Source organism: Psychrobacillus sp. FSL H8-0510 (genome assembly GCF_038008345.1).
GTDB classification, from domain to species: domain Bacteria; phylum Bacillota; class Bacilli; order Bacillales_A; family Planococcaceae; genus Psychrobacillus; species Psychrobacillus psychrotolerans.
In genome coordinates, this window is the sequence record NZ_JBBOYZ010000001.1 from 2,236,238 (window position 1) to 2,256,892 (window position 20,655).

Here is a 20,655-nt window from a genome sequence, read left to right on the forward strand (position 1 = left end):
CATTCTATTCTAAAAAGTCTTTCAGACGCTTGCTTCTAGAAGGGTGACGTAGTTTGCGTAATGCTTTTGCCTCAATTTGACGAATACGCTCACGAGTAACTCCAAAAACTTTACCAACTTCTTCAAGTGTTCTCGTACGTCCGTCATCAAGACCAAAACGTAAACGTAATACATTTTCTTCTCTGTCAGTCAACGTATCTAAAACGTCTTCCAATTGCTCTTTAAGCAGTTCATAAGCTGCATGATCAGATGGTGATTGTGCATCTGCATCTTCTATGAAGTCTCCTAAGTGAGAATCATCCTCTTCCCCAATCGGTGTTTCTAAGGAAACTGGTTCTTGGGCAATCTTCAGAATTTCACGAACTTTTTCTGCTGGTAAGTCCATTTCTTCCCCGATCTCTTCTGGAGATGGTTCACGACCTAAATCTTGCAATAATTGACGTTGAACACGTATTAATTTATTAATTGTTTCTACCATATGCACTGGAATACGAATTGTTCTTGCTTGGTCTGCAATTGCACGTGTGATCGCTTGACGAATCCACCAAGTTGCATACGTACTAAATTTGAATCCTTTACGATGGTCAAACTTTTCAACAGCTTTAATAAGTCCCATATTACCTTCTTGAATAAGGTCTAGGAATAGCATGCCACGTCCAACATAACGTTTCGCGATACTTACTACTAGACGAAGGTTAGCTTCTGCTAAACGTTTTCTTGCTTCTTCATCACCTTGTTCGATACGCTCAGCTAAAGCGATCTCTTCCGAAGCTTTTAGTAGGTCTACTCGTCCAATTTCCTTCAGGTACATACGAACGGGGTCATTGATTTTGACACCTGGTGGAACACTTAAATCATTTAAGTCGAAAGTCTCTTCTTTCCCTTTCATTAAACGATCCAAATCTTCCTCATCGCCATCTTTACGGCTAAGTTCGATATTTCTACCTTCAAGATTATCGATAAATTCTTCAATTTGATCAGATTCAAGCTCAAAATGAGCTAATTTTTCTGCAATATCATGGTACGTTAGTTCACCATTTTTTTTACCTAATTCGATTAATTGTTTTTTTGCCTCTTCTAAAGATAATTCAATTTCTGTTTCTTTTGTGCGTTCGGACTTGTCCGCCATAAGAAATTCCTCCTTTTGCTACCGGATAGTTACTCTAAAGTTTTCAAAGACTTTTTCAACCGTATTGCTTCTTGAGCGAGTTCTAAAGCCTTTGAAATATCACTCATTTTTTCTGCTTCTTTCGCTTCATGTAACTTACGTTTAATACGCAGTTCAATCCGGTATTTTCGTATATGGCGCAAACAGTCCATGACTTCCTCTGTTTCATGCTCTGGATCACGTTCTGAGAGCGCTGCTTCCATTACTATTTTTCTTAACTCAGCATCGTTTAATACTTCTAAAAAACGTTGATAATCTCCATCTGGATACTCTTCATAAAACCCAGTTAAACGAACAAATACTACTTCATAGGCATCTCTGATAAAACATTGATCTTCCAAGTCTCTTCTTGCTATATCAATTACACTAGGATTATGAAGCATATGGGATAATAATATCCGCTCAGCTCTTTCATCTGCGGATATTGCTTTCTTTATCTTCGTCATTTCTGGTTTAATTGTTATAGGGATAGAAGATTCCTGTTTAGATTGTTTTGCTTTTTTTCCTTGAATTTTGCGTAGGTGTTGATAAATTGCTTCTTCTGATACATTCGTTTCTTGTGAAAGCTGACGTATATACAAATCACGTTCAACTGAAGAACTTCTATCACTCAGTATTTCCAATATCTCTTGGATATACTGTAAAGTATCATTTTCATTATTAAAATTTTTGTCCCTTTTTGAAACAATCATCATAAATGATAAATAAGAATGTGGTTTTTCAATAATCTTTGTTCTAAATGCTTCTTCCCCATAGTTTTTAATGTAATCATCCGGATCCATTGCATCCGGAATAATTGCAATCTCCGTTTGTATTTGTTGGGCCTGTAAAGCAGTAGAAGCTTTTTTAGCAGCTTCCATACCTGCTCGGTCCCCATCAAAACACAACGTAACATGAGAAGTGAGTCTATTTAGTTTTGTTATATGAGATGACGTCAAAGCGGTACCCATAGTTGCAATACCGTTCTCAATACCTGCTTTAGAGGCAGCAATTACATCGAGAAAACCTTCAAAAACAATTACATTACGTTGTTTTCGAATATCTAATCTTGCTTTGTCCAAGTTATAAAGCACATGGCTTTTTTGGAATATTGGAGATTCAGGACTATTCATATATTTAGCTTCATTCTCATGCTTTTCGAGTATTCTACCGGAAAAAGCGATAACATGCCCAGTTTCATCAAAAACTGGGAACATAATTCTTCCACGAAATCGATCGAAATACTTTAATTCATTTTCTTTTCGGATAATGAGCCCAGTTTTCTCAATTTCTTGTAAATCCATACCTTTACGTTCAAGTAACGTAGTTAAAGCATCCCATTTCGGTAGGGACCACCCTATTTTATACTTTTCGATAATCTCTTTAGAAAACCCTCTTTCCTCCAGGTAAAGTAATGCATTTTCTCCTTCCTCTGTATGAAGTAGTAAATGATGATAATAATCACTTGCAAACTCATGTGCTTTTTTCATCAGAGTAACCTCTTTAGAAACAGGCGCTTTTGACTCTGTATCACCAGAAGAACGTTCTTCAATAGTCATACCGATTCGACTACCAAGTTTACTAACCGCATCGTGAAAGGAAAGATTTTCAATATCCATTAAAAATGTAATTACATTTCCACCAGCACCACAACCAAAGCAGTGAAAAATTTGCTTTTCCTGTGTTACTGAAAAAGATGGTGTCTGTTCACCATGAAAAGGGCATAAACCGAAATAATTTCGACCTCTTTTTGTAAGTTGAACATATTCACTTATGACGTCGACAATATCATTGTTATTCCTAACTTGTTCGATTACCTCTTCTTCTATACGACCCGACACTTTTTCACCATCTTTACTTGCTCCTTTAATAATTCGTGAAAGGAAAGAAAAATCCTGCAAGAATCGACAAAAAAATCATATAAAATATCTCTTAATAGCTATTTTTCCACAAACTACTATTATAAAACATTTTAGATTATTAATCTATTCTTTATTTATTCGATAAACAATAGAAAAAACCTTTTCACAAACGTGAATCGGTTTAAAAATTCCTAAATTATTTTTGTTGAATATGATTTATTACTAAATTAGCAGTCTCTTCAACAGCTCTATTCGTCACATCAATAACTTTACAGCCTATTTTTTTAGCTATTTTCTCGAAGTGAAGAATTTCCTCGTTGATTCTCTCTATTTTAGCATAACTTGCATCATCATTTAAACCAATTGCTTTCAGTCTTTCTTTTCTAATAGAATTTAATTTTTCTGGTGTGATTACCAAACCCACACATTTAGCTGGATCTACTTGGAAAAGTTGCTCTGGTGGCTCTACTTCTGGGACGAGTGGAACATTCGCCACTTTGAATCTTTTGTTTGCGAGGTATTGCGATAATGGTGTTTTAGAAGTTCTCGAAACCCCTATTAGAATGATATCAGCTTGGAGTAAGCCACGGGGATCTCTTCCATCATCATACTTAACTGCAAATTCAATGGCTTCAATTTTTTTGAAATAGTCTTCATCTAACTTTCTTACTAAACCAGGCTCTTCAAATGGTTTTTCATTTAATTCTTTTTCAAATAGATTAATAACCGGTCCTATTAAATCTACAGATTCCAAATTGTATAAGTTACAGTATTCTACTAATGCTTGACGCATTTTAGTTTGTACCAGTGTATACAAGATTATAGCACCTTGCTCTTTAGCAAGTTCTGTAATTTCTTTAATATGGTCTAAAGAATCAATATGAGTAAATCGCTTAAATTTAGTGTGTTGTAGACCAGGTCTAAACTGACTTACTGCCGCTTTTGCTACTAGTTCGCCCGTTTCTCCAATTGAATCCGAGACTATAAACAGGTTTAGCATTTTCATCGTTTCACTCCTTATAGATCATGGTCATCGGCTAATGATAAAAAGGCACGAGTAATATTAGTTTTTGTAATTCTACCAATTACTTCTAACCCTTCTTTTCCTTCTTTTACAACAGGTAAAGAATCAATTTGACGATTCATTAACTTCTTGGCCACTTCAAAAAGTGTATCCTCTTTCAAACAATATGTTATATTAGGCATTCTTGTCATAATCATATGTACTGGGATTTTGTTCAAATCATGGTTACCAATACTTGTTCGTAAAAAGTCTTTTCTGGAAAGAACTCCTGAAAGCATTGAATTTTTATCTAGTACAAATAATGACCCTACATCCTCTAAAAACATATGGCATATAGCATCATACACCGTCATACTTTCATCAACAACTGCAGGAATTGATTGAAAATCTTTCACCATCATTTGAGCTATATTGTCTGAAATTGCTTGGCTCGTTTTTTTGCCAGAATAAAAGTATCCCACACGTGGTCGAGCATCTAGAAAGCCTGCCATCGTTAATATAGCTAAATCAGGACGTAAAGTGGATCTAGTTAAGCTAAGTCGCTCCGCTATTTGTTCGCCAGTGATAGGACCGTTTCCTTTTACTATGTCCAAAATCTCATTTTGCCGTTTGTTGAGTTCGATTGGATTCACCGCCTCAAAGTGTTATACTTAATACTAAAGTATTGTAGCATATTGAAACCCTACAATCAAAATTAAGAATCCTGGATATACCAATGTTTCAAGGAATTAAGTCATATTTGTGCTTTTCCTTTAACCCAACTAATATTAGTTATTTTTGAGAATTTTTTGGGGAACAAAAAACATAATCTTGACAGGCGTAAGTACAAAAATGGACCATCCTTTCATATTTAAAATAAACCACCTTCCATTACCCTGGTTGGTGGTTTTCAGCTTTTATATTTCTAGTTTTCTACTACTAAGTCACATTTTCAGACCTGTAAAAATACGAAACTATTTACTCAAAGTTTAAGTATAAAGACTAATAAACTTAAAAAGGATGGTTTCAATGGTAATTAATATAGCGTTACGGTTTATTTTAGAAGTATGTGCCCTTGCTTTTTTGGCGTACTGGGGATTTCAAAGTAGTCAAGACCTTCTTATAAGGTTGCTATTGGGCATAGGATTACCGCTGTTTATTGCAATTTTATGGGGTGTTTTTGGATCCCCTGCAGCTCCAATACCTTTCAAAGGATTTCATCGGCTATTGCTAGAACTATTAATATTTGGATTAGCTGCATTAGCATTATTCTTTTCAGGTAAACCAACTTTAGCAATTGTTTACGCAACGACCGTGTTAGTAAATCGTTTTCTAATATACTTATGGGATCAATGAAACTATTTTGTCACCCTGGAGACAAGCCCAACAAATCCTTATCACTTTGTTGTTTGTCTATTCTTTCTAAGTGATTGCGAAGTAAAGTAGCTCGTGATACAATAGCTACAAATAATAAAGCGTTGAAGAGCATTAATAAGTACTACACTAAAGCGAGTGGAGATAGTGAAAGACCACATTGTAGGAAAACGGCAGCTCGGAGCTTATGCTTTTAAAGTGGATTGTTTTTTAGCAATCAATCGGGGTGGAACCGCGGGTTATAAACTCGTCCCCGGGCATTTTTGCCCGGGGACGAGTTTTTTTGTATTCCGGGTTAAAAGAAAAAATTAATGGAGGTTTTTAAATGACAATTACAATGGAAAACGTAGTTAGTTTAGCAAAACAAAGAGGTTTTGTATTTCCTGGATCTGAAATTTATGGCGGTCTAGCAAATACATGGGATTACGGCCCCCTTGGAGTGGAACTAAAAAATAACATCAAAAAAGCTTGGTGGAAAAAATTTGTTCAAGAATCACCTTATAACGTAGGTTTAGACGCAGCAATTTTGATGAATCCAAAAACTTGGGTAGCATCTGGTCATATTGGTAACTTCAATGATCCTATGATTGATTGCAAAAAGTGTAAGTCACGTCACCGCGTTGATAAAATTATTGAAGATGCTTTAGACAAAAAAGGTATTGAGATGGTAATTGACGGACTTTCATTCGAGAAAATGGAAGAAATCATGAAAGAGCACAATGTAGTTTGTCCATCTTGTGGTGCTTTTGATTACACAGAAATCCGCCAATTTAACTTGATGTTCAAAACGTTCCAAGGTGTAACAGAAGCTTCTACTAATGAAATCTTCTTACGTCCTGAAACAGCACAAGGTATATTTGTAAATTATAAAAACGTGCAACGCTCTATGCGTAAAAAAATGCCTTTCGGTATTGCACAAGTAGGTAAAAGTTTCCGTAACGAAATTACACCAGGTAACTTCACGTTCCGCACAAGAGAATTCGAACAAATGGAATTAGAATTCTTCTGTAAACCAGGCGAAGATATGGAATGGTTTGAATTTTGGCGTACCTATTGTAAGGACTGGTTGTTAAACCTTGGAGTGTCTGAGGATAGCATCCGTTTACGTGATCATTCAGAGGATGAACTTTCTCATTACTCAAACGCAACAACAGATATCGAGTATAAATTCCCATTCGGTTGGGGTGAACTATGGGGTATTGCAGATCGTACTGACTTTGATCTAAAACAACATATGGAGCATTCTGGGGAAGATTTCAATTATATTGACCCAATTACGAACGAACGCTATGTACCTTATTGCATCGAACCATCTTTAGGAGCTGACCGTGTAACATTGGCATTCCTATGTGAAGCATTTGATGAGGAAGAATTAGAAGGTGGAGATATTCGTACAGTATTACGCTTCCACCCTGCTTTAGCACCGATCAAAGCAGCAATTTTACCACTGTCTAAAAAACTGTCTGAAGGTGCAACTGCTCTATTCTCAGACTTAAGTAAACATTTCATGGTAGATTTTGATGAATCCCAATCTATCGGTAAACGTTACCGCCGTCAAGATGAAATTGGAACACCTTTCTGTATCACATATGACTTCGATTCAGAAACAGATGGCCAAGTAACTGTCCGCCACCGCGATTCGATGGAACAAACAAGAATGCCAATCGCCGATGTAAAAGCATATATCGAAGATCACTTACAGTTCTAAGTGAAACTTTATTAAAATTAATAACGCAAGAATGATGGTTATCAAGTTAAACCATTATTCTTGCGTTTTTATTAGCAGAGAGATAAGAGCATGCTTCATGAATTTTTGAGAAAGTTCTATTTGTTCTTTGTTAATAGCAAATGGGCCAATAACTGTAGATTCAGAGGATAAATTTAAAATTCTCTGATACTCATTTGATTATTTTTATTCAATTGATTGTAAGCATCAATAAGCTCTTCTACTGGAACATTATCTATTTTCATACCAGACAAATCACTATTTTGTATTTCTACATTTCTTAGATTACTGTTACTAAATTTACTTCCTTCAAGATCACATCTTTCAAATGTGATTGGCATACTTTCATCTCCAAGGTTTGTATCAATAAAATTAACTCCACCTAAAGTGACGAATATCATTTCACTGTTAGAAAGATTTAAATCGGCATAGAGTGAATTTCTAAGATTTAAATTTTGGAACTTTGAGTTGCTGAGATTACAATTGCTTATATGACTATTCATTACATTGCTGTTACTGAATGAACTTCCTTCTAAATTTACACCATAAAACTCCGTTGTTGCCATATCGCAATTCTCGTATTGGGTACTTGAAATGTTTTTATTTTTAACTAAGTTTTCTATTTCCGATGAAGTTTCTATTTGCTTTAGATAACCATATTCCTCTTCGGTTTCAAAGCTTGTTCTATAGCCCATTTTTTCATAAAAGTAATGGTTGTTAATTTGTCTACCTGACGTTTCAAGGTCCCAAGTTCTAACATTAGGAAACTCATCCTCTATTAAATTTATTGCCCTTGAACCAATTCCATTACCTTGGTAGTTAGGGTCAATGAAAATACGGTCAATTCTTCCGTAACTCGCACCAGAAATAGTTATTATTATTCCACCTACAATTTCTATATCCCGCAAGATTTTAAAATACTCCAATTCTCTAATCATATACTTAGTCATCTCAATAGAAGTATATCCTGGTGGCTGAATATTGTAATCAACTACATTTTCTTGATTTGGAAGCCACTTTTTCAATTCTTCATCAAAAGTCCTTTTCTTAATTTCTGTTAGTTTTTCAGCATCCGTAATGGTAGCTTTTGCAATGGTTATAAGTGACATTTAAGTATTCCCCCTTTGTATTTATCCTTATATTACCATGAGGTAGTGGCATTTTTTTCTTCAACTAAACTGCCTCGTTGGTTCAATAAGAAAAAGCACCCCTTACAGGCAGCCACTTGAAGAATATTTTTATTATATTACACTTTTTAAAACTTCTTTAAATTCGAATTCTTCTTCTAAAAATGGATAGTGGTTACTTTGTTCAAAGATATGGAGTGAAGCATTTGGAATTAGTTCACTCATTTCAATTGAAAAATCCACAGGACATTGAACATCATGTCTACCACAAAGAATGATAGTTTTTGCTCTAACTGCTGATAATTGACGAGTAACATCAAAAATCAGTTGTTCTCTACTAAAAAAGTTCAATCTATTTGCAGACAGTTTTTTAGAGATATTTTTCGAGAAGTATTGTTCGAAATTTTCTGGTTCAAACAAAGATAGTTGAGTTCTTTCTTTAGACAATCTATTTCGTTCATCTCCCGTAAGTCTTTGCGGTTTTAGTAGTTCCATCAATTCTTGCATCCGTTTAAATTTAGGATGTCCTTCATTGTAAATACACCTACTTGATGTTGAACTATATTCTCTTGCAGAGGAGCCTACAATAATAAGGGATTTTAAAGAAGATGAAAAATGAATTCCATAAAGAACACCAATCATTCCACCAGTTGAATGTCCAGCAAATGTCCAGGATAGGTATCCATATACTTTTCGAATCTCTTCAAGGTCAAGTACTGCGTCCACCATGCTTAATTCATGTGCATTTCCTGCTTTATCGGAGTTCCCTGCGTCTTTTAAATTAACTAAAAAGACTTTATTATTTTCTATAAATGTTTCCGCAAAGTAGTCTCCAGACTCATTAAATTCCGAATAATGATGAGTTATACAAACAGGTTCACCCTCTCCCTTTACAAACACCTCAAAGCGTCCACGATTAGTTTCAATCAACTCTTTTTTCCACTCCGACATAACAAACTACCTCCTTTAAAATCATCTCTATATTTCTTCTTCAACTGAACTGCGGCGTAGGTTCAATTAGAAAAAAGGCTTTACTCCTCTTAGTAGAACAAGTCGCAGACTTATCTTACTTATTATTTAAACTAATTATGTTTTAACTGGAGCAACACTCCAGTTAATCTTATTAACACCTTTTACATTAATGTTTCCTAAACTCAAAATATGAGGAATATATGCGAACATCCCAAAGTTAACACCTTTTTTATGTTCAACAGTGAAGTAAGCTAATGTGTCCGATGGCAAAGACGAACATTCTTGATATGAAATTATATCAATGATTTGAACTTCCTCATCAGGTATATCTTTAGCTGGACCGTTATAATTTTCTTTATTATAGAAATATATAGCATTTTTATTTTCTATCAATTTATTCGTTGGTATTTCATAAAACACCAAATCTTTTTTAATACTTACTCCAAGAGAATGTAAAGCTTCATAGACATAGTAAGGATGAAGCGGTAGTAAAAAAAATTACATCATTCCATAAACAATTTAATTTGGGAATGCTTTTCAGTAATAAGCTCGCCCTTTCTGGATGGTTAAAATACTTTTTTGAGTAGGTTTCATAAAGCTCGGGATGCAACAATTTTATCTCATTAAGAGAAATAAGAAGTTCCCTCTTCATTTCTTTTGGCACCATATGATAAACATAATCCATCAAAATACCTCCCCAAATAATTTTTATTCCTAAAATGACAATTCCCTATATATTCTTTAATTCCCTTTTCTTCACTCATACTACCTAGGAAACTTGAAGATAAACAGACTGATAATTTATGGAATAATATGCTATAATTGAATTAACTTAAAGACAGGAAACCGCTAGAGAAGAAGTACATTCTCTAGCGGTTTTATATTGTTCTGCCAACTCCCACCTAAAATAACCTACGGCTTTTATATCAATAAGAAAAAAAGCTGCCTTTGGCAACCCATGATTTTTAACTAAAGTACCTCATTAGTTCAAGAACTTGAACTTTCTTTTAAAGTTTCCAGTGAATCGGTCACTGACTTCCATGCCGATGATGACGGATCGATAACCATAAAATGTTCTACTTCTGGAAGTACTACCAAACGAACTTTATCTCCCTGTTCAATAGCCCTACGATGATACTCAATACTCAAATCAACTGGCACATGGAGGTCTAATTCACCATGAATCAAAATTTGCTCGACATTCAAAGGCAACAATTCTATTGGTGAAGCTAACCTATAACGTTCAGATACTTCTTGGGGTGATCCTCCAATAAAAGACGCTACGGGACTATTCATCCCTTTTTCCTCATGGATTTCCCACATCTTCCTCAAATCCAAGACCCCTGCCAAACTTATTACGCTCCGTATAGGTATCAGCAACGTTTTACCGATCTCGTTCGTTTGAAATTTGTTAAATCGGGATGCCAACCAGAGAGCCAAATGTCCCCCTGCTGAATGCCCAAGGATAACTACCCGAGAGAGATCGAGCTGAAAGCGTTCCTTAAGTTGGGTGAGGTGATTTACAGCATCTATAACATCAAAAAATGTTCCCGGCCAACCTCCACCATCTTCTCCGACTCGACGATACTCAATATTCCAAGTAGCATAACCACGACGAGTCAAATCTTCATCAATTGGTGAATTTTCTTCAAGTCCGTATTTCGATTGCCAAAAACCACCATGAATCGTAATAACTACTGGACTTAGTCCAGATAAATCCGGCATACGCAATACACCGAATTGGGACGGGTGATCTCCATATGATATATGAAAAGTTTCTGTCAATATAAAAACCCCTTTCACTATAATAAGTAACTATCTATTTTCTAAACTACGCTACCTCTTTAATTCAACAAGAAAACCCATATCTCCTGTTTTATTGAACTAACCTGCACCTTTAGTTCAATAAAAAAGGCTTTACTCTTCTTAAAGTAAAACACCCGTTAGCTTAACAATATTTAATGTCGTTTTTATTTGTTATGTCGTTTTTTTACATTTGGAAATTCACTGCTGTTAATTTTGTTCCAAATTTTTAATGCACTTGGATAACAATTATTAATCGAATGTTTTTCACTCACCAAAAATATTTTATCGAAGACCTCATGTATCACTATAGCTAATTTTTCAAAAGAGAATTTAATCCTTCTTGAACTAAAACATCCATAAGTTGAATAAGACCTTCTCTTTTATTACCTTATGGCCGTACTGCTTATTAACCAACTTGCTAAGTGTTTTCAGTCATTCTGTGGTACTATCATTTAGTACATATTGAAAGGAATTTTGCCATGAATATTTTAAACAAGTTGATCAGCATACCGAGCTTGTAGGGAGTACCGCTACATTCCTTGATGCTCCTTGCAAGCTCGGGTTTCTCAAGGGAGCTGATTCACATGAAAAACCGTACCAAAGCCTATACTCGTCACCAGCGAGAGCGAATCATTCAAAAAAAGTTGTCGATTTTACACACTGTCTTTCAATTGGAAGACGAGTACTTGCCTATACGCGGTACATTAAGCAAAGGAAAAGTTCACTGTTCTTGTAAGCTGTGCCGATTTGAGCAATATTACGCAATTCCTAAAGCTAAACATAAAGCAAAATTGAAAGCGATGCTAAAAGAAATAGACGATTAAGTCTATTTCCTTTTTTATGTCGTATTATAAGTAAAATGCGACATAGAACTCCCTTTCTCATCTTCAACTAAACAGCGGCGTTACATTGAAGGTATTCAGTTACAATCTTTGCTACTATTTGATTATTTTAAGGATATAATTAGTTTTTTCGTTTCTTATAGAACTTCCCAATAATTTTTATTATTTAAATTTCTAACACACCATTGATAATGACCGTCTTCGCAATTAGGAGAATAAAAATTGGCAGATATATAGCTATATATTAGAACATAGAAATATAATCTCTTTCTAACATCTTCACCTAGTGTTGAGATAATTATGTTTAGATATCTCTCATATATATTTGCATTCAACTCATTATACATATCAAAACATACCCATCCTATTGCTATATCAAATAAGTTGTCCCCGTACATTGTCATTAATCCAAAATCAATTAATCCTGTAACCTTCCCACTCACATTAATCATTACATTCCCAGGAAAAAAATCTCCGTGAATTAAAGAATATTCACCTTCATACCCTAATGACAATATTTCTACTAATTGTTTAACTTTAGCATCATAATTCACAACATCTCTTTTTAAATAAGACTCCAGTTCCTTTTGTTTTCGAAAAATTTCTTCTTTCAATAAATCAAACCAACTATTTATATTTAATGATGAAATCTGCTGATCATTGAATAGGATGTATCCTTCGAGATTAGGTTTTATTTTCACAGATTTCAATTCAATATTTGCATTAAGATAAGTTTCCATCATATTATTTTGTTCTATATAATTCATCTTTGAGAACATACTTTGTAAATTATTACCTTCAATTCGTTTTTCAATAGTTACTAATATGCCGTTTTCCTCAAAGGTATCGTAAATAAAGGGAAGCTCATAGCTCAAAGAACTTGAATCAATCTTGGAGTAAAAACCTTTTAGAATTCTTTGCTTATTTGAATCGGACATATCATTATACAATTTCACAACTTTATTATCGTCATAAGCATAAACCTCGGATTCCATGCCTGAACCTAAAAAATTTGATTTAGAAATACCGAATTTATCCAATATTATTGATTTAGCATTAAATTTTGTCATCTAACACCTCTATATTTTCTTTTAAAAATGATTTTGCTTCCTCTTGAAGTAAAACACTCGTTAGTTTAAGTACATCGTTTCACATTCTTAATTAAATTTCTTCTTTTGTATATGCATTAACTCCACAACTCAATATAACTCCACAACTCTCTGTGTGAAGCATAGCATTAAAATAGCCAATAAAAAAACCAAGTCCAAAGAATTACTCTTCTTCGGGACTTGGTTTTTCTTTTTTAGGTGTGAAAAACTCTGGGGTTTTCTCCATTTGATCCAAGAAGTGTTGGGACTTTAATCGAATTCCGACCTGTTCACTATAAATAGTGCGCACAATCTTTTTGATAAAGCCCTTCGTTTCTTTTTTTAGTGTTAACTTCCCTACTTGATCGATAGGAACTGTATAGAAAGTTCGGATAAGCTTCACTTGGGATGGAGAAAGTCTAATTATATATGGATCAATGGAAAAACAACGATGACAAAGAAATCCGATTTGAGAAAAAGAAAAAGCAAACTCCCCATCTGTTGCACCACAATTGGTACATTGATGAAGCGTTGGATAAATACCAGCTGTCGGGAGAAGCTTCCATTCCACAAACAAACTTATCGCCTCTGGATCATACTCTTCTGAAATTGCATGTAACGCTTGCTGCAAAATATCAAATAGCTGTGGCTTTGGTGCCTCATCATCGATTAATTTATCTACTAACTCCATGATAAAACTTGCATACGCTGTAGTAAAAATATCTTCTCGAATAGACCGCATCGAGTCAATAATTTCACCTTGCTGCAAAGTCCCCATTCCTTTTCCTTGCTGAATCAAAAAATAGCCGTACGTAAAAGGCTGTGAGATCGAAGCTAAACGACTCGTTGGTTTTTTTGCCCCTCGAGCCATCGCTGCTCTCTTCCCTAATTCACGTGAAAAAATGGTAACGATTTTATTCGATTCGCCATAAGGAGAAGTTCGTAAGACAATACCCTCTACTTTTTGTAGCAATTGCCTTCCCTTCTTTCTTAGTACTCATCGTCTCTAAAACCATAATCTTTCAAATGCGCTGATTTATTGCGCCAATCTTTTTGTACTTTAACCCATAATTCTAAGTAAACATTTGTTCCTAACAACATTTCGATATCCTTACGTGCTCTTGTTCCAACTTCTTTCAGTAAAGCACCTTTTTTACCGATGACAATTCCTTTTTGGGAATCTCGTTCTACTATAATTGTTGCAGAAACACGAATCATATCTTTTTCGGTATCTTCTTCTTTTTTGATTTTATCAATTACAACCGCAATTGAATGTGGAATTTCTTCTCTCGTCAAATGCAAAACTTTTTCACGGATTAGTTCAGAAATAATAAACCTTTCTGGGTGATCTGTTACTTGGTCAGCCGGGTAGTATTGTGGTCCTTGTGGTAAATAGGATTGAATCGTTTCTAGTAATTTCTCCACATTATTACCTTGAAGAGCAGAAATTGGTAGAACCTCCGCGAAATTATATTTCTTTGTATAGGACTCAATTATATCTACTAATTTTTCAGGATGAACCTGGTCTATTTTATTGATCACAAGGAATACAGGGGTTTCGTTATTTTCTAACATTTCCATTATATACTCATCAATTTTGCCTCTTGGTTCTACTGCGTTAACCATGAATATAATTACATCTACTTCACGAAGAGTATTTTTGGCAACTTTAAGCATAAAATCGCCAAGTTTGTGTTTCGGAATATGAATTCCTGGTGTGTCGATGAAAATCATTTGACTGTTTTCTAAGGTAAGCACACCTTGTACTTTGTTTCTAGTTGTTTGGGGTTTGTCACTCATTATCGCTATTTTTTGCCCAATTACTCGATTTAAAAATGTAGATTTCCCTACATTTGGTCTACCTATTATTGATATAAATCCTGATTTATAATTCTCATTATTTTGCAGCATAATCCATGTCCTCCGTTTTAAAGGCTCCAGGTAATAATTCTGCTACCGTCGTTTCCGATACATTTCCTTTTAAATTTGTTAAGTAAACAGGCATATCTGGATCACAAAATTCAGCTATAACTTGTCTGCATGCTCCACAAGGAGAAATAGGTCCTTCTGTATCGCCTGAAATAGCAATTGCAGAAAATTCTTTTTTTCCTTCTGACACGGCCTTAAAGATGGCAGTACGCTCTGCGCAATTTGTTAATCCAAACGATGCATTTTCAATATTACAGCCAAGGAATACTTCTCCATCTCTTGTTAAAAGTGCTGCCCCTACTTGAAATTTTGAGTATGGAACATACGCTGTTTCTCTTGCTGTTATGGACGCTTTTAATAACATTTCTTTATTCAAAATAATTCACCTCTATAATATGATTCCCGACCATTTCGGGATAAATATGATTAAACCAACAATTACAGTACAAATAGCATATATTAAGCAGGCTCCAGCAGCTAAGTCTTTTGCTTGTTTAGCTAGTGGGTGTAATTCCGGCGTCACCAAATCGACGACACGTTCTATGGACGCATTTACTAATTCTATCATGAACATGCCAAAAATCGAAATCACAATGATTATCCACTCAAATGCAGATAGACCAGTTGCCGCTGCTGCTATTACAACAACTATTGCTGCTAGTAAATGAAAACGAAAGTTTTGTTCACTTTTAACTACGTGATAAATTCCATTAGCAGCATAGATAAACGACCGAAAAAATTTACGAGGGTTCATGGCCTTCACGTTTTAACCCAAAAGCTTGTAATATAGATTCCTGTAGTCCAAACATCTCTTTTTCTTGCTGTTCAGTCCCATGATCATAACCTAACAAATGTAAGAAGCCATGAACGGCCAAGAAACACAGCTCTCGCTCAAATGAGTGTTGATAAGTTTCTGCTTGTTCCGTTGCACGTTGGACAGATATGATAATGTCCCCTAAAAGGGTTGGAATATCTGCATTTATAATTTCAACTTCCCCTTCTCCCATCTCTTCCATTGCAAAGGAGATTACATCTGTTGCCATATCTTTGTTGCGATATGTTTTATTAATTTCTTGAATTGCCTCATTCGTTACGAAGGTTACACTAACCTCACTGCCCTCTTTTACAGAAAGTTGTTCTCCAGCAGATTGTAATACTTTCCCTACAAGAGCTAATGTTTCTTCGGGTATAGAATTTGTTTCATCCATTAAATCTAGTTCTAGCATATTTTTGGCTCCTCATAAATTATTTTGGATATTCAATCCGAGAGTGAAATGTTCCATTCATCGTAGTACAAAAACTTTCTTCCATTTTCTTTATTTCCTTTAATGATAGATCACATTCATCGAATTGCCCGTCTAGTATTTTTTCTTTAATAATAGACTGTATCAATTTTTTAATTTTATCAGCATTTGGCTCTTTCATCGAGCGAACAGCTGCTTCTACGCTATCTGCAACCGATATGATGGCAATTTCTTTTGTTTGCGGTTTTGGACCTGGATAACGGTATTCGTCTTCTTCCACTTTATCATTAATCTCTTTCTCTTTAAAATAAAAGAATTTCAATAGGCTTGTACCATGATGTTGCGCCGCTACATCTACAATTTCTTTCGGTAATTTATGTTTCCTCAAAATCTTCGCACCATCCACTGCATGTGCAATAATAATATCTCTACTCGCTTCTGGAGATAAAGAATCATGAGGATTATAACCATTGACTTGATTTTCGATGAAAAATCCTGGCCTGTTTGTTTTACCAATATCATGATAGTAACAGCCAACGCGTGCCAATAAACCGTTTGCCCCAACTACTTCACAAGCAGCTTCTGCTAAATTTGCCACCATTAAACTATGATGATATGTACCAGGTGTCTCGGTTAAAATTTTCTTTAACAAAGGATGGTTGGGATTTGATAATTCTATGAGTCTTATGGAAGATAAAATACCAAAGAAAGATTCAAAAAAAGGTAATATCCCAATAGTCATTGCCCCAGATAATATCCCTGAAGCAAGAGCTGCTCCGATGTAAAATAATATATCCGTAATTTCATATGAAGCCTTCGTCATTAACAAATAGAATATAATAAAGACAATATTCACAGAAGATACGATTAGACTAGAGCGCAATATTTGAGAATTAGTTTGCATCCTTTGCATGGCGAAAATTCCTGCAACGCCCCCAAATAATATGTATAAAGAAGCTTCCATTTGAAATACGAGTGTATAGCCTTCTTGAAAGATAATACCTGCATATGCAGCTGATACAAAATTGGAAATATACGCTGCACGTTCATCGACCAATAAATAAACTAGCATTGCAACCATTGCAGTAGGTATTAAAAACGCAATAATTACATCAAAATTAGATGCAACAGATTGAATTACCTTCATCATTAGTACAGATAAAATAACACTGAAGGCAACAACAATTAAATTTTTTGAATTGTTTATCGTTTTTTTCCTTTTACTGATTGTTTGTCCCAATAATACCCACATGGTGAGTGCAACAAATATAGCTACTCCAAGATATGGCTTATAGGATGCCTTATTCGTAAGCATGCCAAGCAATTCCAACTGTCGATAAACATCTCGATCAATAATTTCACCCTTTTGAACGAGAATTTGTCCTTGAAGTATACGAGTAGGTTCAACACTTGCTTTCGCCTGTTCTATTCGTTCTTGTGTTAAAATCTCATTTTCTACTTCCGTTGGCACAATAGAGGTTTTTGCAATATTAATGAGCACATTTCTATAATCCTGTGAATATAAAAAAATGTTATTTACTTGCTGACCAATTTTTTCTCTGGAAATAGATATATTCTCCAGTCTAATTGGTTCACTTAAGTTCTTCTCTACTAGTTCCGATAATTTTGTTTTTGAATCTTCTAAAATACTATTATTTTGGTTAATTAATGTAGCTAACATTTCATCGTTAAGTGGAACATAACTCGCATTCTCTGCCAGCTCTTCCATATCTTTTTTCAGTTTTCCTACTAAAGTTGCTGGGGTATCTTCTTCGGGCTTTGCATTTTCTTTTACGTGTAAAACACTATCAAAAATAGATTTAACTATAGCAGCCTGGTTAGCAGCCGTTTCATCTTGAAATTGATAAACAGCTGGGACTTCTAGCTCTGTTCTTTTACGTTCTTGCTCTGTTTTTTCCGAGTCTTCCATAGTTTTAACTGCTCTGATTGTATCAGGTGAAAGCTGGAATAATTCAAAATCATATTTACTTTCCTTTACATTTCCAATGAGTAAAAAGAACAAACAAATCGCTGTTATAAAAGTAACGATGAAAGGGAGATACCTACTATTTTTCCATTCTCTCCACTTTATAAGGATTTTTTTCATTTCTTCTCATCCCCCCACCAACTAGTTATTCCATTATACCTTATTTTTTTCACAATTCACTAATGTTTCCCAAATAACAAAGAAGCAACCGTCTAAACATAGACAATTGCTTCTTTTAAGAATTGGATATTATAGTTCTTCATATGCTTGTATAATTTTAGCAACTAACGGATGGCGTACTACATCCCCTTGCTCCAAATATTGGAAATGAATTCCCGCCACATTTTTCAATATTTTTTCTGTAACGATTAAACCAGATTCTGCACCTTTTGGTAAGTCAATTTGTGTTTTATCACCAGTGATTACCATTTTAGAACCAAATCCCAGACGTGTTAAGAACATCTTCATTTGAGCTTTTGTTGTATTCTGTGCTTCATCTAAAATAACAAATGCGTCATCTAATGTACGACCTCGCATATAGGCTAAAGGTGCAATTTCAATTGTACCCCGCTCCATAAGTCGATCCGTTTGTTCTGTTCCTAATACATCATGGAGCGCATCGTATAACGGCCGTAAATAAGGGTCTACCTTCTCTTTTAAGTCTCCGGGTAGGAATCCTAGGCTTTCTCCTGCTTCGACTGCTGGGCGTGTTAAAATGATTTTTTTCACATGAGCATTTTTAAGTGCTTGTGTAGCCATTACTACCGCTAAATACGTTTTACCAGTACCTGCAGGCCCAATTCCGAAAGTAAGATCTGTATGTCTAATTCCTTGGATATATTCCCGTTGCCCTATTGTTTTTGCTCTAATCGCTTTACCTTTTGTATTTCGTGCTATTTCTTCGTCATATAAACTTGAAAAATACTCAATTGTACCGTTCAAGCTCATTTCTATTGCGGAAGAGACATCACGCAAATTGATATTGATCCCTTTTCGAATGACTGCTAATAGTTGAATCATAAGCTGTCTAGCATCTTCTACATTCTTTTCTTCACCAATAATCTGAATTTGTTCACCTCTAGTAATAAGTTGAACTTTTAGCTCCGCTTCAATAAGTTTTACATTTTTATCCGAGATGCCAAGCAGCATTACCGCTTCTGCTGGATCTTGCAAATTAATATCTAATTGTTTAGTTTCGCTCATGATTCGTCTCCTTGGGGTATAACATGTGGTATTGCAATATTTTCATTTATCAGTAAAAGTATCTTCCCTTTTACTTTATCATCTTGTATTGATACCTGTAAAACTTTATCTTCTAATAATTGAGTTCCTGTAGGTAATTCTTTCATAATTTTTTGAAAAAGTAATGGTCTTATGAGATGTTCTATGGACTGTTCCGTTAGTGAATAAGTTATATGGTGATTCTTTTGTACATAACCTGCCTGAACGTATTTTTGGATGAAAGCGGGTAACTGTATTTCTTTCCAAAACTTCTGTTTATTATCCACCTTTTTCTGGATGATCAATTCTTTTGAATTCGGATTAGTAACAGCAACTTGCGTTGGCAGTTCAAATGATAGCTCTATCCAATAGCTAGCGTATACCTTTCCTTCTGCACTTGTTAAAATCCTCTTGTTTCCTTGGGTGACAAAACCATTAACTAAGACATCTCCTTTTTTTACAGAGATGTTCTTTTCAACAGCTCTCACCCCTTTTGTTAAGATAAAATCTGTAATGACTCCACTTCTCTTGGCTACAAGATTTACAGCAGGTGCATCCTTTAGCTCTTTTGCCGTTTGAGGTGGCGCCAACATTGGAGCTACTGTAAATATAGACCCGGATTTTGAAAAGTGAACCCATGAATATTCTTTATGCTTTAATAAAATATTTTGGCGTATCTCTTGCTCTGACGGCAACTTTGAGGCAAACATTCTCTCTTTAATACCCATCTCTTTTAACTGCTCAGTTAGTAGAATATTACTTTCCGGTGAATCCGACTCAATATGAACGGTCCATATAAATTGGGCAAATATAATTGGAATTACGATAAAGAAGAAAACTCCCATTATGGACCATGAATAAAAAGAGATGGTACTTTCTTTTAGTTCATCTTCTAATTTAATCGGCATCTTCAGTTTTTTTCTTAATTTCCGAAACGCATTCAAATCTTTTGCTTGAATAGAAAAGTTTATATGAGTATCGTTTGTATGAAGCCGATAAACTTCAATATTTTGTTCCTTTAAAGCCTTATAAAGCGTAAACTGATCTGTAGAAATTGGTGCTTGAATTTTGATAAGACGCTTCATACCGTTTTTTCCTTCCTAGTTATATTAAAGAACTGAAGATTATGCACATGTAGATGTAACTTATCACTGGACATCGATTTTATGTGCAACTTTTCGGCATGAATTTCTAAAAGAAAATGGTCATAGGAACAGACTAAACTATTTTCTTTTAACCGTATTAAGGAAAATTCATAATCCAATACAATATCATCAAAATTATCTAACATAATACTCGCATGGAGTGGAAATAACTGCTTCACAAA

21 protein-coding genes are annotated in these 20,655 nt (G+C 34.8%); 3 read left to right on the plus strand and 18 right to left on the minus strand.

Going from position 1 to position 20,655, the window contains the following annotated elements; genetic code table 11:
- Nucleotides 1-4: 4 nt before the first annotated feature.
- The 4 genes from rpoD to MHI40_RS11320 form a co-directional block, all read right to left on the minus strand.
- Entirely contained in the window at nucleotides 5-1,129 is a 1,125-nt protein-coding gene (rpoD, locus tag MHI40_RS11305; protein ID WP_093538519.1) for an RNA polymerase sigma factor RpoD, read from the minus strand.
- 29 nt (nucleotides 1,130-1,158) lie between these two features.
- Complete coding sequence (gene dnaG / locus MHI40_RS11310) at nucleotides 1,159-2,988, minus strand: DNA primase (protein ID WP_340764486.1); 1,830 nt, start codon at nucleotides 2,986-2,988, stop codon at nucleotides 1,159-1,161.
- Nucleotides 2,989-3,205: 217 nt separating this feature from the next.
- On the minus strand, nucleotides 3,206-4,015 hold the full coding sequence (locus MHI40_RS11315) for a pyruvate, water dikinase regulatory protein (protein WP_093538518.1): 810 nt from the start codon (nucleotides 4,013-4,015) through the stop codon (nucleotides 3,206-3,208).
- Nucleotides 4,016-4,026: 11 nt separating this feature from the next.
- Nucleotides 4,027-4,665 (minus strand): helix-turn-helix transcriptional regulator, encoded by a 639-nt coding sequence (locus MHI40_RS11320; protein ID WP_175496337.1) that lies wholly within the window; start codon nucleotides 4,663-4,665, stop codon nucleotides 4,027-4,029.
- A 376-nt stretch (nucleotides 4,666-5,041) separates the two neighbouring features.
- On the opposite strand from MHI40_RS11320, the gene MHI40_RS11325 reads away from it, so the two are divergent.
- On the plus strand, nucleotides 5,042-5,368 hold the full coding sequence (locus MHI40_RS11325; RefSeq protein ID WP_340762732.1) for a YrdB family protein: 327 nt from the start codon (nucleotides 5,042-5,044) through the stop codon (nucleotides 5,366-5,368).
- 343 nt (nucleotides 5,369-5,711) lie between these two features.
- Nucleotides 5,712-7,094: a glycine--tRNA ligase gene (locus MHI40_RS11330; RefSeq protein WP_093538517.1), complete on the plus strand. Its 1,383-nt coding sequence runs from the start codon at nucleotides 5,712-5,714 to the stop codon at nucleotides 7,092-7,094.
- Nucleotides 7,095-7,267: 173 nt separating this feature from the next.
- Here MHI40_RS11330 and MHI40_RS11335 read toward each other — a convergent pair whose 3' ends face one another.
- From MHI40_RS11335 to MHI40_RS11350, 4 genes are all read right to left on the minus strand, one after another.
- Nucleotides 7,268-8,221, minus strand: coding sequence for a GNAT family N-acetyltransferase (locus MHI40_RS11335; RefSeq protein WP_340762733.1), 954 nt, complete (start codon nucleotides 8,219-8,221; stop codon nucleotides 7,268-7,270).
- Nucleotides 8,222-8,353: 132 nt separating this feature from the next.
- Nucleotides 8,354-9,190, minus strand: a complete 837-nt coding sequence (locus MHI40_RS11340) for an alpha/beta fold hydrolase (protein ID WP_340762734.1) — start codon at nucleotides 9,188-9,190, stop codon at nucleotides 8,354-8,356.
- 135 nt (nucleotides 9,191-9,325) lie between these two features.
- A complete protein-coding gene (locus MHI40_RS11345) occupies nucleotides 9,326-9,604 on the minus strand; it encodes a hypothetical protein (protein ID WP_340762735.1) in 279 nt (92 codons plus the stop codon).
- A 594-nt stretch (nucleotides 9,605-10,198) separates the two neighbouring features.
- A complete protein-coding gene (locus tag MHI40_RS11350; RefSeq protein WP_340762736.1) occupies nucleotides 10,199-10,996 on the minus strand; it encodes an alpha/beta hydrolase family protein in 798 nt (265 codons plus the stop codon).
- Nucleotides 10,997-11,601: 605 nt separating this feature from the next.
- On the opposite strand from MHI40_RS11350, the gene MHI40_RS11355 reads away from it, so the two are divergent.
- Nucleotides 11,602-11,841, plus strand: a complete 240-nt coding sequence (locus MHI40_RS11355) for a hypothetical protein (protein WP_093538513.1) — start codon at nucleotides 11,602-11,604, stop codon at nucleotides 11,839-11,841.
- A gap of 155 nt (nucleotides 11,842-11,996) precedes the next feature.
- Here the strand turns inward: MHI40_RS11355 and MHI40_RS11360 are convergent, their stop codons facing one another.
- The 10 genes from MHI40_RS11360 to MHI40_RS11405 form a co-directional block, all read right to left on the minus strand.
- Entirely contained in the window at nucleotides 11,997-12,929 is a 933-nt protein-coding gene (locus MHI40_RS11360; RefSeq protein WP_340762737.1) for an aminoglycoside phosphotransferase family protein, read from the minus strand.
- Nucleotides 12,930-13,131: 202 nt separating this feature from the next.
- Complete coding sequence (recO, locus tag MHI40_RS11365; RefSeq protein ID WP_093538511.1) at nucleotides 13,132-13,920, minus strand: DNA repair protein RecO; 789 nt, start codon at nucleotides 13,918-13,920, stop codon at nucleotides 13,132-13,134.
- Nucleotides 13,921-13,937: 17 nt separating this feature from the next.
- Entirely contained in the window at nucleotides 13,938-14,858 is a 921-nt protein-coding gene (gene era / locus MHI40_RS11370; RefSeq protein WP_093538510.1) for a GTPase Era, read from the minus strand.
- Complete coding sequence (locus MHI40_RS11375; protein WP_093538509.1) at nucleotides 14,845-15,252, minus strand: cytidine deaminase; 408 nt, start codon at nucleotides 15,250-15,252, stop codon at nucleotides 14,845-14,847. Before MHI40_RS11375 ends, era begins: the two co-directional genes overlap by 14 nt.
- 12 nt (nucleotides 15,253-15,264) lie before the next feature.
- Nucleotides 15,265-15,630 carry a diacylglycerol kinase family protein gene (locus MHI40_RS11380; protein ID WP_093538508.1) on the minus strand — a complete coding sequence of 122 codons (366 nt, stop codon included), beginning with the start codon at nucleotides 15,628-15,630 and terminating at the stop codon, nucleotides 15,265-15,267.
- A complete protein-coding gene (ybeY, locus tag MHI40_RS11385) occupies nucleotides 15,617-16,102 on the minus strand; it encodes an rRNA maturation RNase YbeY (RefSeq protein ID WP_340762738.1) in 486 nt (161 codons plus the stop codon). Before ybeY ends, MHI40_RS11380 begins: the two co-directional genes overlap by 14 nt.
- A 19-nt stretch (nucleotides 16,103-16,121) precedes the next feature.
- Nucleotides 16,122-18,227 (minus strand): HD family phosphohydrolase, encoded by a 2,106-nt coding sequence (locus MHI40_RS11390; protein WP_340762739.1) that lies wholly within the window; start codon nucleotides 18,225-18,227, stop codon nucleotides 16,122-16,124.
- A 129-nt stretch (nucleotides 18,228-18,356) separates the two neighbouring features.
- The gene (locus MHI40_RS11395) at nucleotides 18,357-19,310 is read right to left on the minus strand and encodes a PhoH family protein (RefSeq protein WP_093538505.1); all 954 of its coding nucleotides are present in this window, start codon (nucleotides 19,308-19,310) and stop codon (nucleotides 18,357-18,359) included.
- A complete protein-coding gene (locus MHI40_RS11400) occupies nucleotides 19,307-20,413 on the minus strand; it encodes a sporulation protein YqfD (RefSeq protein ID WP_340762740.1) in 1,107 nt (368 codons plus the stop codon). Before MHI40_RS11400 ends, MHI40_RS11395 begins: the two co-directional genes overlap by 4 nt.
- Nucleotides 20,410-20,652, minus strand: a complete 243-nt coding sequence (locus tag MHI40_RS11405) for a hypothetical protein (RefSeq protein ID WP_093538503.1) — start codon at nucleotides 20,650-20,652, stop codon at nucleotides 20,410-20,412. Before MHI40_RS11405 ends, MHI40_RS11400 begins: the two co-directional genes overlap by 4 nt.
- Nucleotides 20,653-20,655 lie beyond the last annotated feature (3 nt).

What these genes read in the sequence shown, in the direction of transcription:
- rpoD (WP_093538519.1), bottom strand. Translation starts at nt 1,129, where the DNA reads ATGGCGGACAAGTCCGAACGCACAAAAGAAACAGAAATTGAATTATCT.
- MHI40_RS11315 (WP_093538518.1), bottom strand. Translation starts at nt 4,015, where the DNA reads ATGAAAATGCTAAACCTGTTTATAGTCTCGGATTCAATTGGAGAAACG.
- MHI40_RS11325 (WP_340762732.1), top strand. Translation starts at nt 5,042, where the DNA reads ATGGTAATTAATATAGCGTTACGGTTTATTTTAGAAGTATGTGCCCTT.
- MHI40_RS11330 (WP_093538517.1), top strand. Translation starts at nt 5,712, where the DNA reads ATGACAATTACAATGGAAAACGTAGTTAGTTTAGCAAAACAAAGAGGT.
- MHI40_RS11335 (WP_340762733.1), bottom strand. Translation starts at nt 8,221, where the DNA reads ATGTCACTTATAACCATTGCAAAAGCTACCATTACGGATGCTGAAAAA.
- MHI40_RS11340 (WP_340762734.1), bottom strand. Translation starts at nt 9,190, where the DNA reads ATGTCGGAGTGGAAAAAAGAGTTGATTGAAACTAATCGTGGACGCTTT.
- MHI40_RS11355 (WP_093538513.1), top strand. Translation starts at nt 11,602, where the DNA reads ATGAAAAACCGTACCAAAGCCTATACTCGTCACCAGCGAGAGCGAATC.
- MHI40_RS11360 (WP_340762737.1), bottom strand. Translation starts at nt 12,929, where the DNA reads ATGACAAAATTTAATGCTAAATCAATAATATTGGATAAATTCGGTATT.
- era (WP_093538510.1), bottom strand. Translation starts at nt 14,858, where the DNA reads ATGCTGCAAAATAATGAGAATTATAAATCAGGATTTATATCAATAATA.
- MHI40_RS11380 (WP_093538508.1), bottom strand. Translation starts at nt 15,630, where the DNA reads ATGAACCCTCGTAAATTTTTTCGGTCGTTTATCTATGCTGCTAATGGA.
- ybeY (WP_340762738.1), bottom strand. Translation starts at nt 16,102, where the DNA reads ATGCTAGAACTAGATTTAATGGATGAAACAAATTCTATACCCGAAGAA.
- MHI40_RS11390 (WP_340762739.1), bottom strand. Translation starts at nt 18,227, where the DNA reads ATGAAAAAAATCCTTATAAAGTGGAGAGAATGGAAAAATAGTAGGTAT.
- MHI40_RS11395 (WP_093538505.1), bottom strand. Translation starts at nt 19,310, where the DNA reads ATGAGCGAAACTAAACAATTAGATATTAATTTGCAAGATCCAGCAGAA.
- MHI40_RS11400 (WP_340762740.1), bottom strand. Translation starts at nt 20,413, where the DNA reads ATGAAGCGTCTTATCAAAATTCAAGCACCAATTTCTACAGATCAGTTT.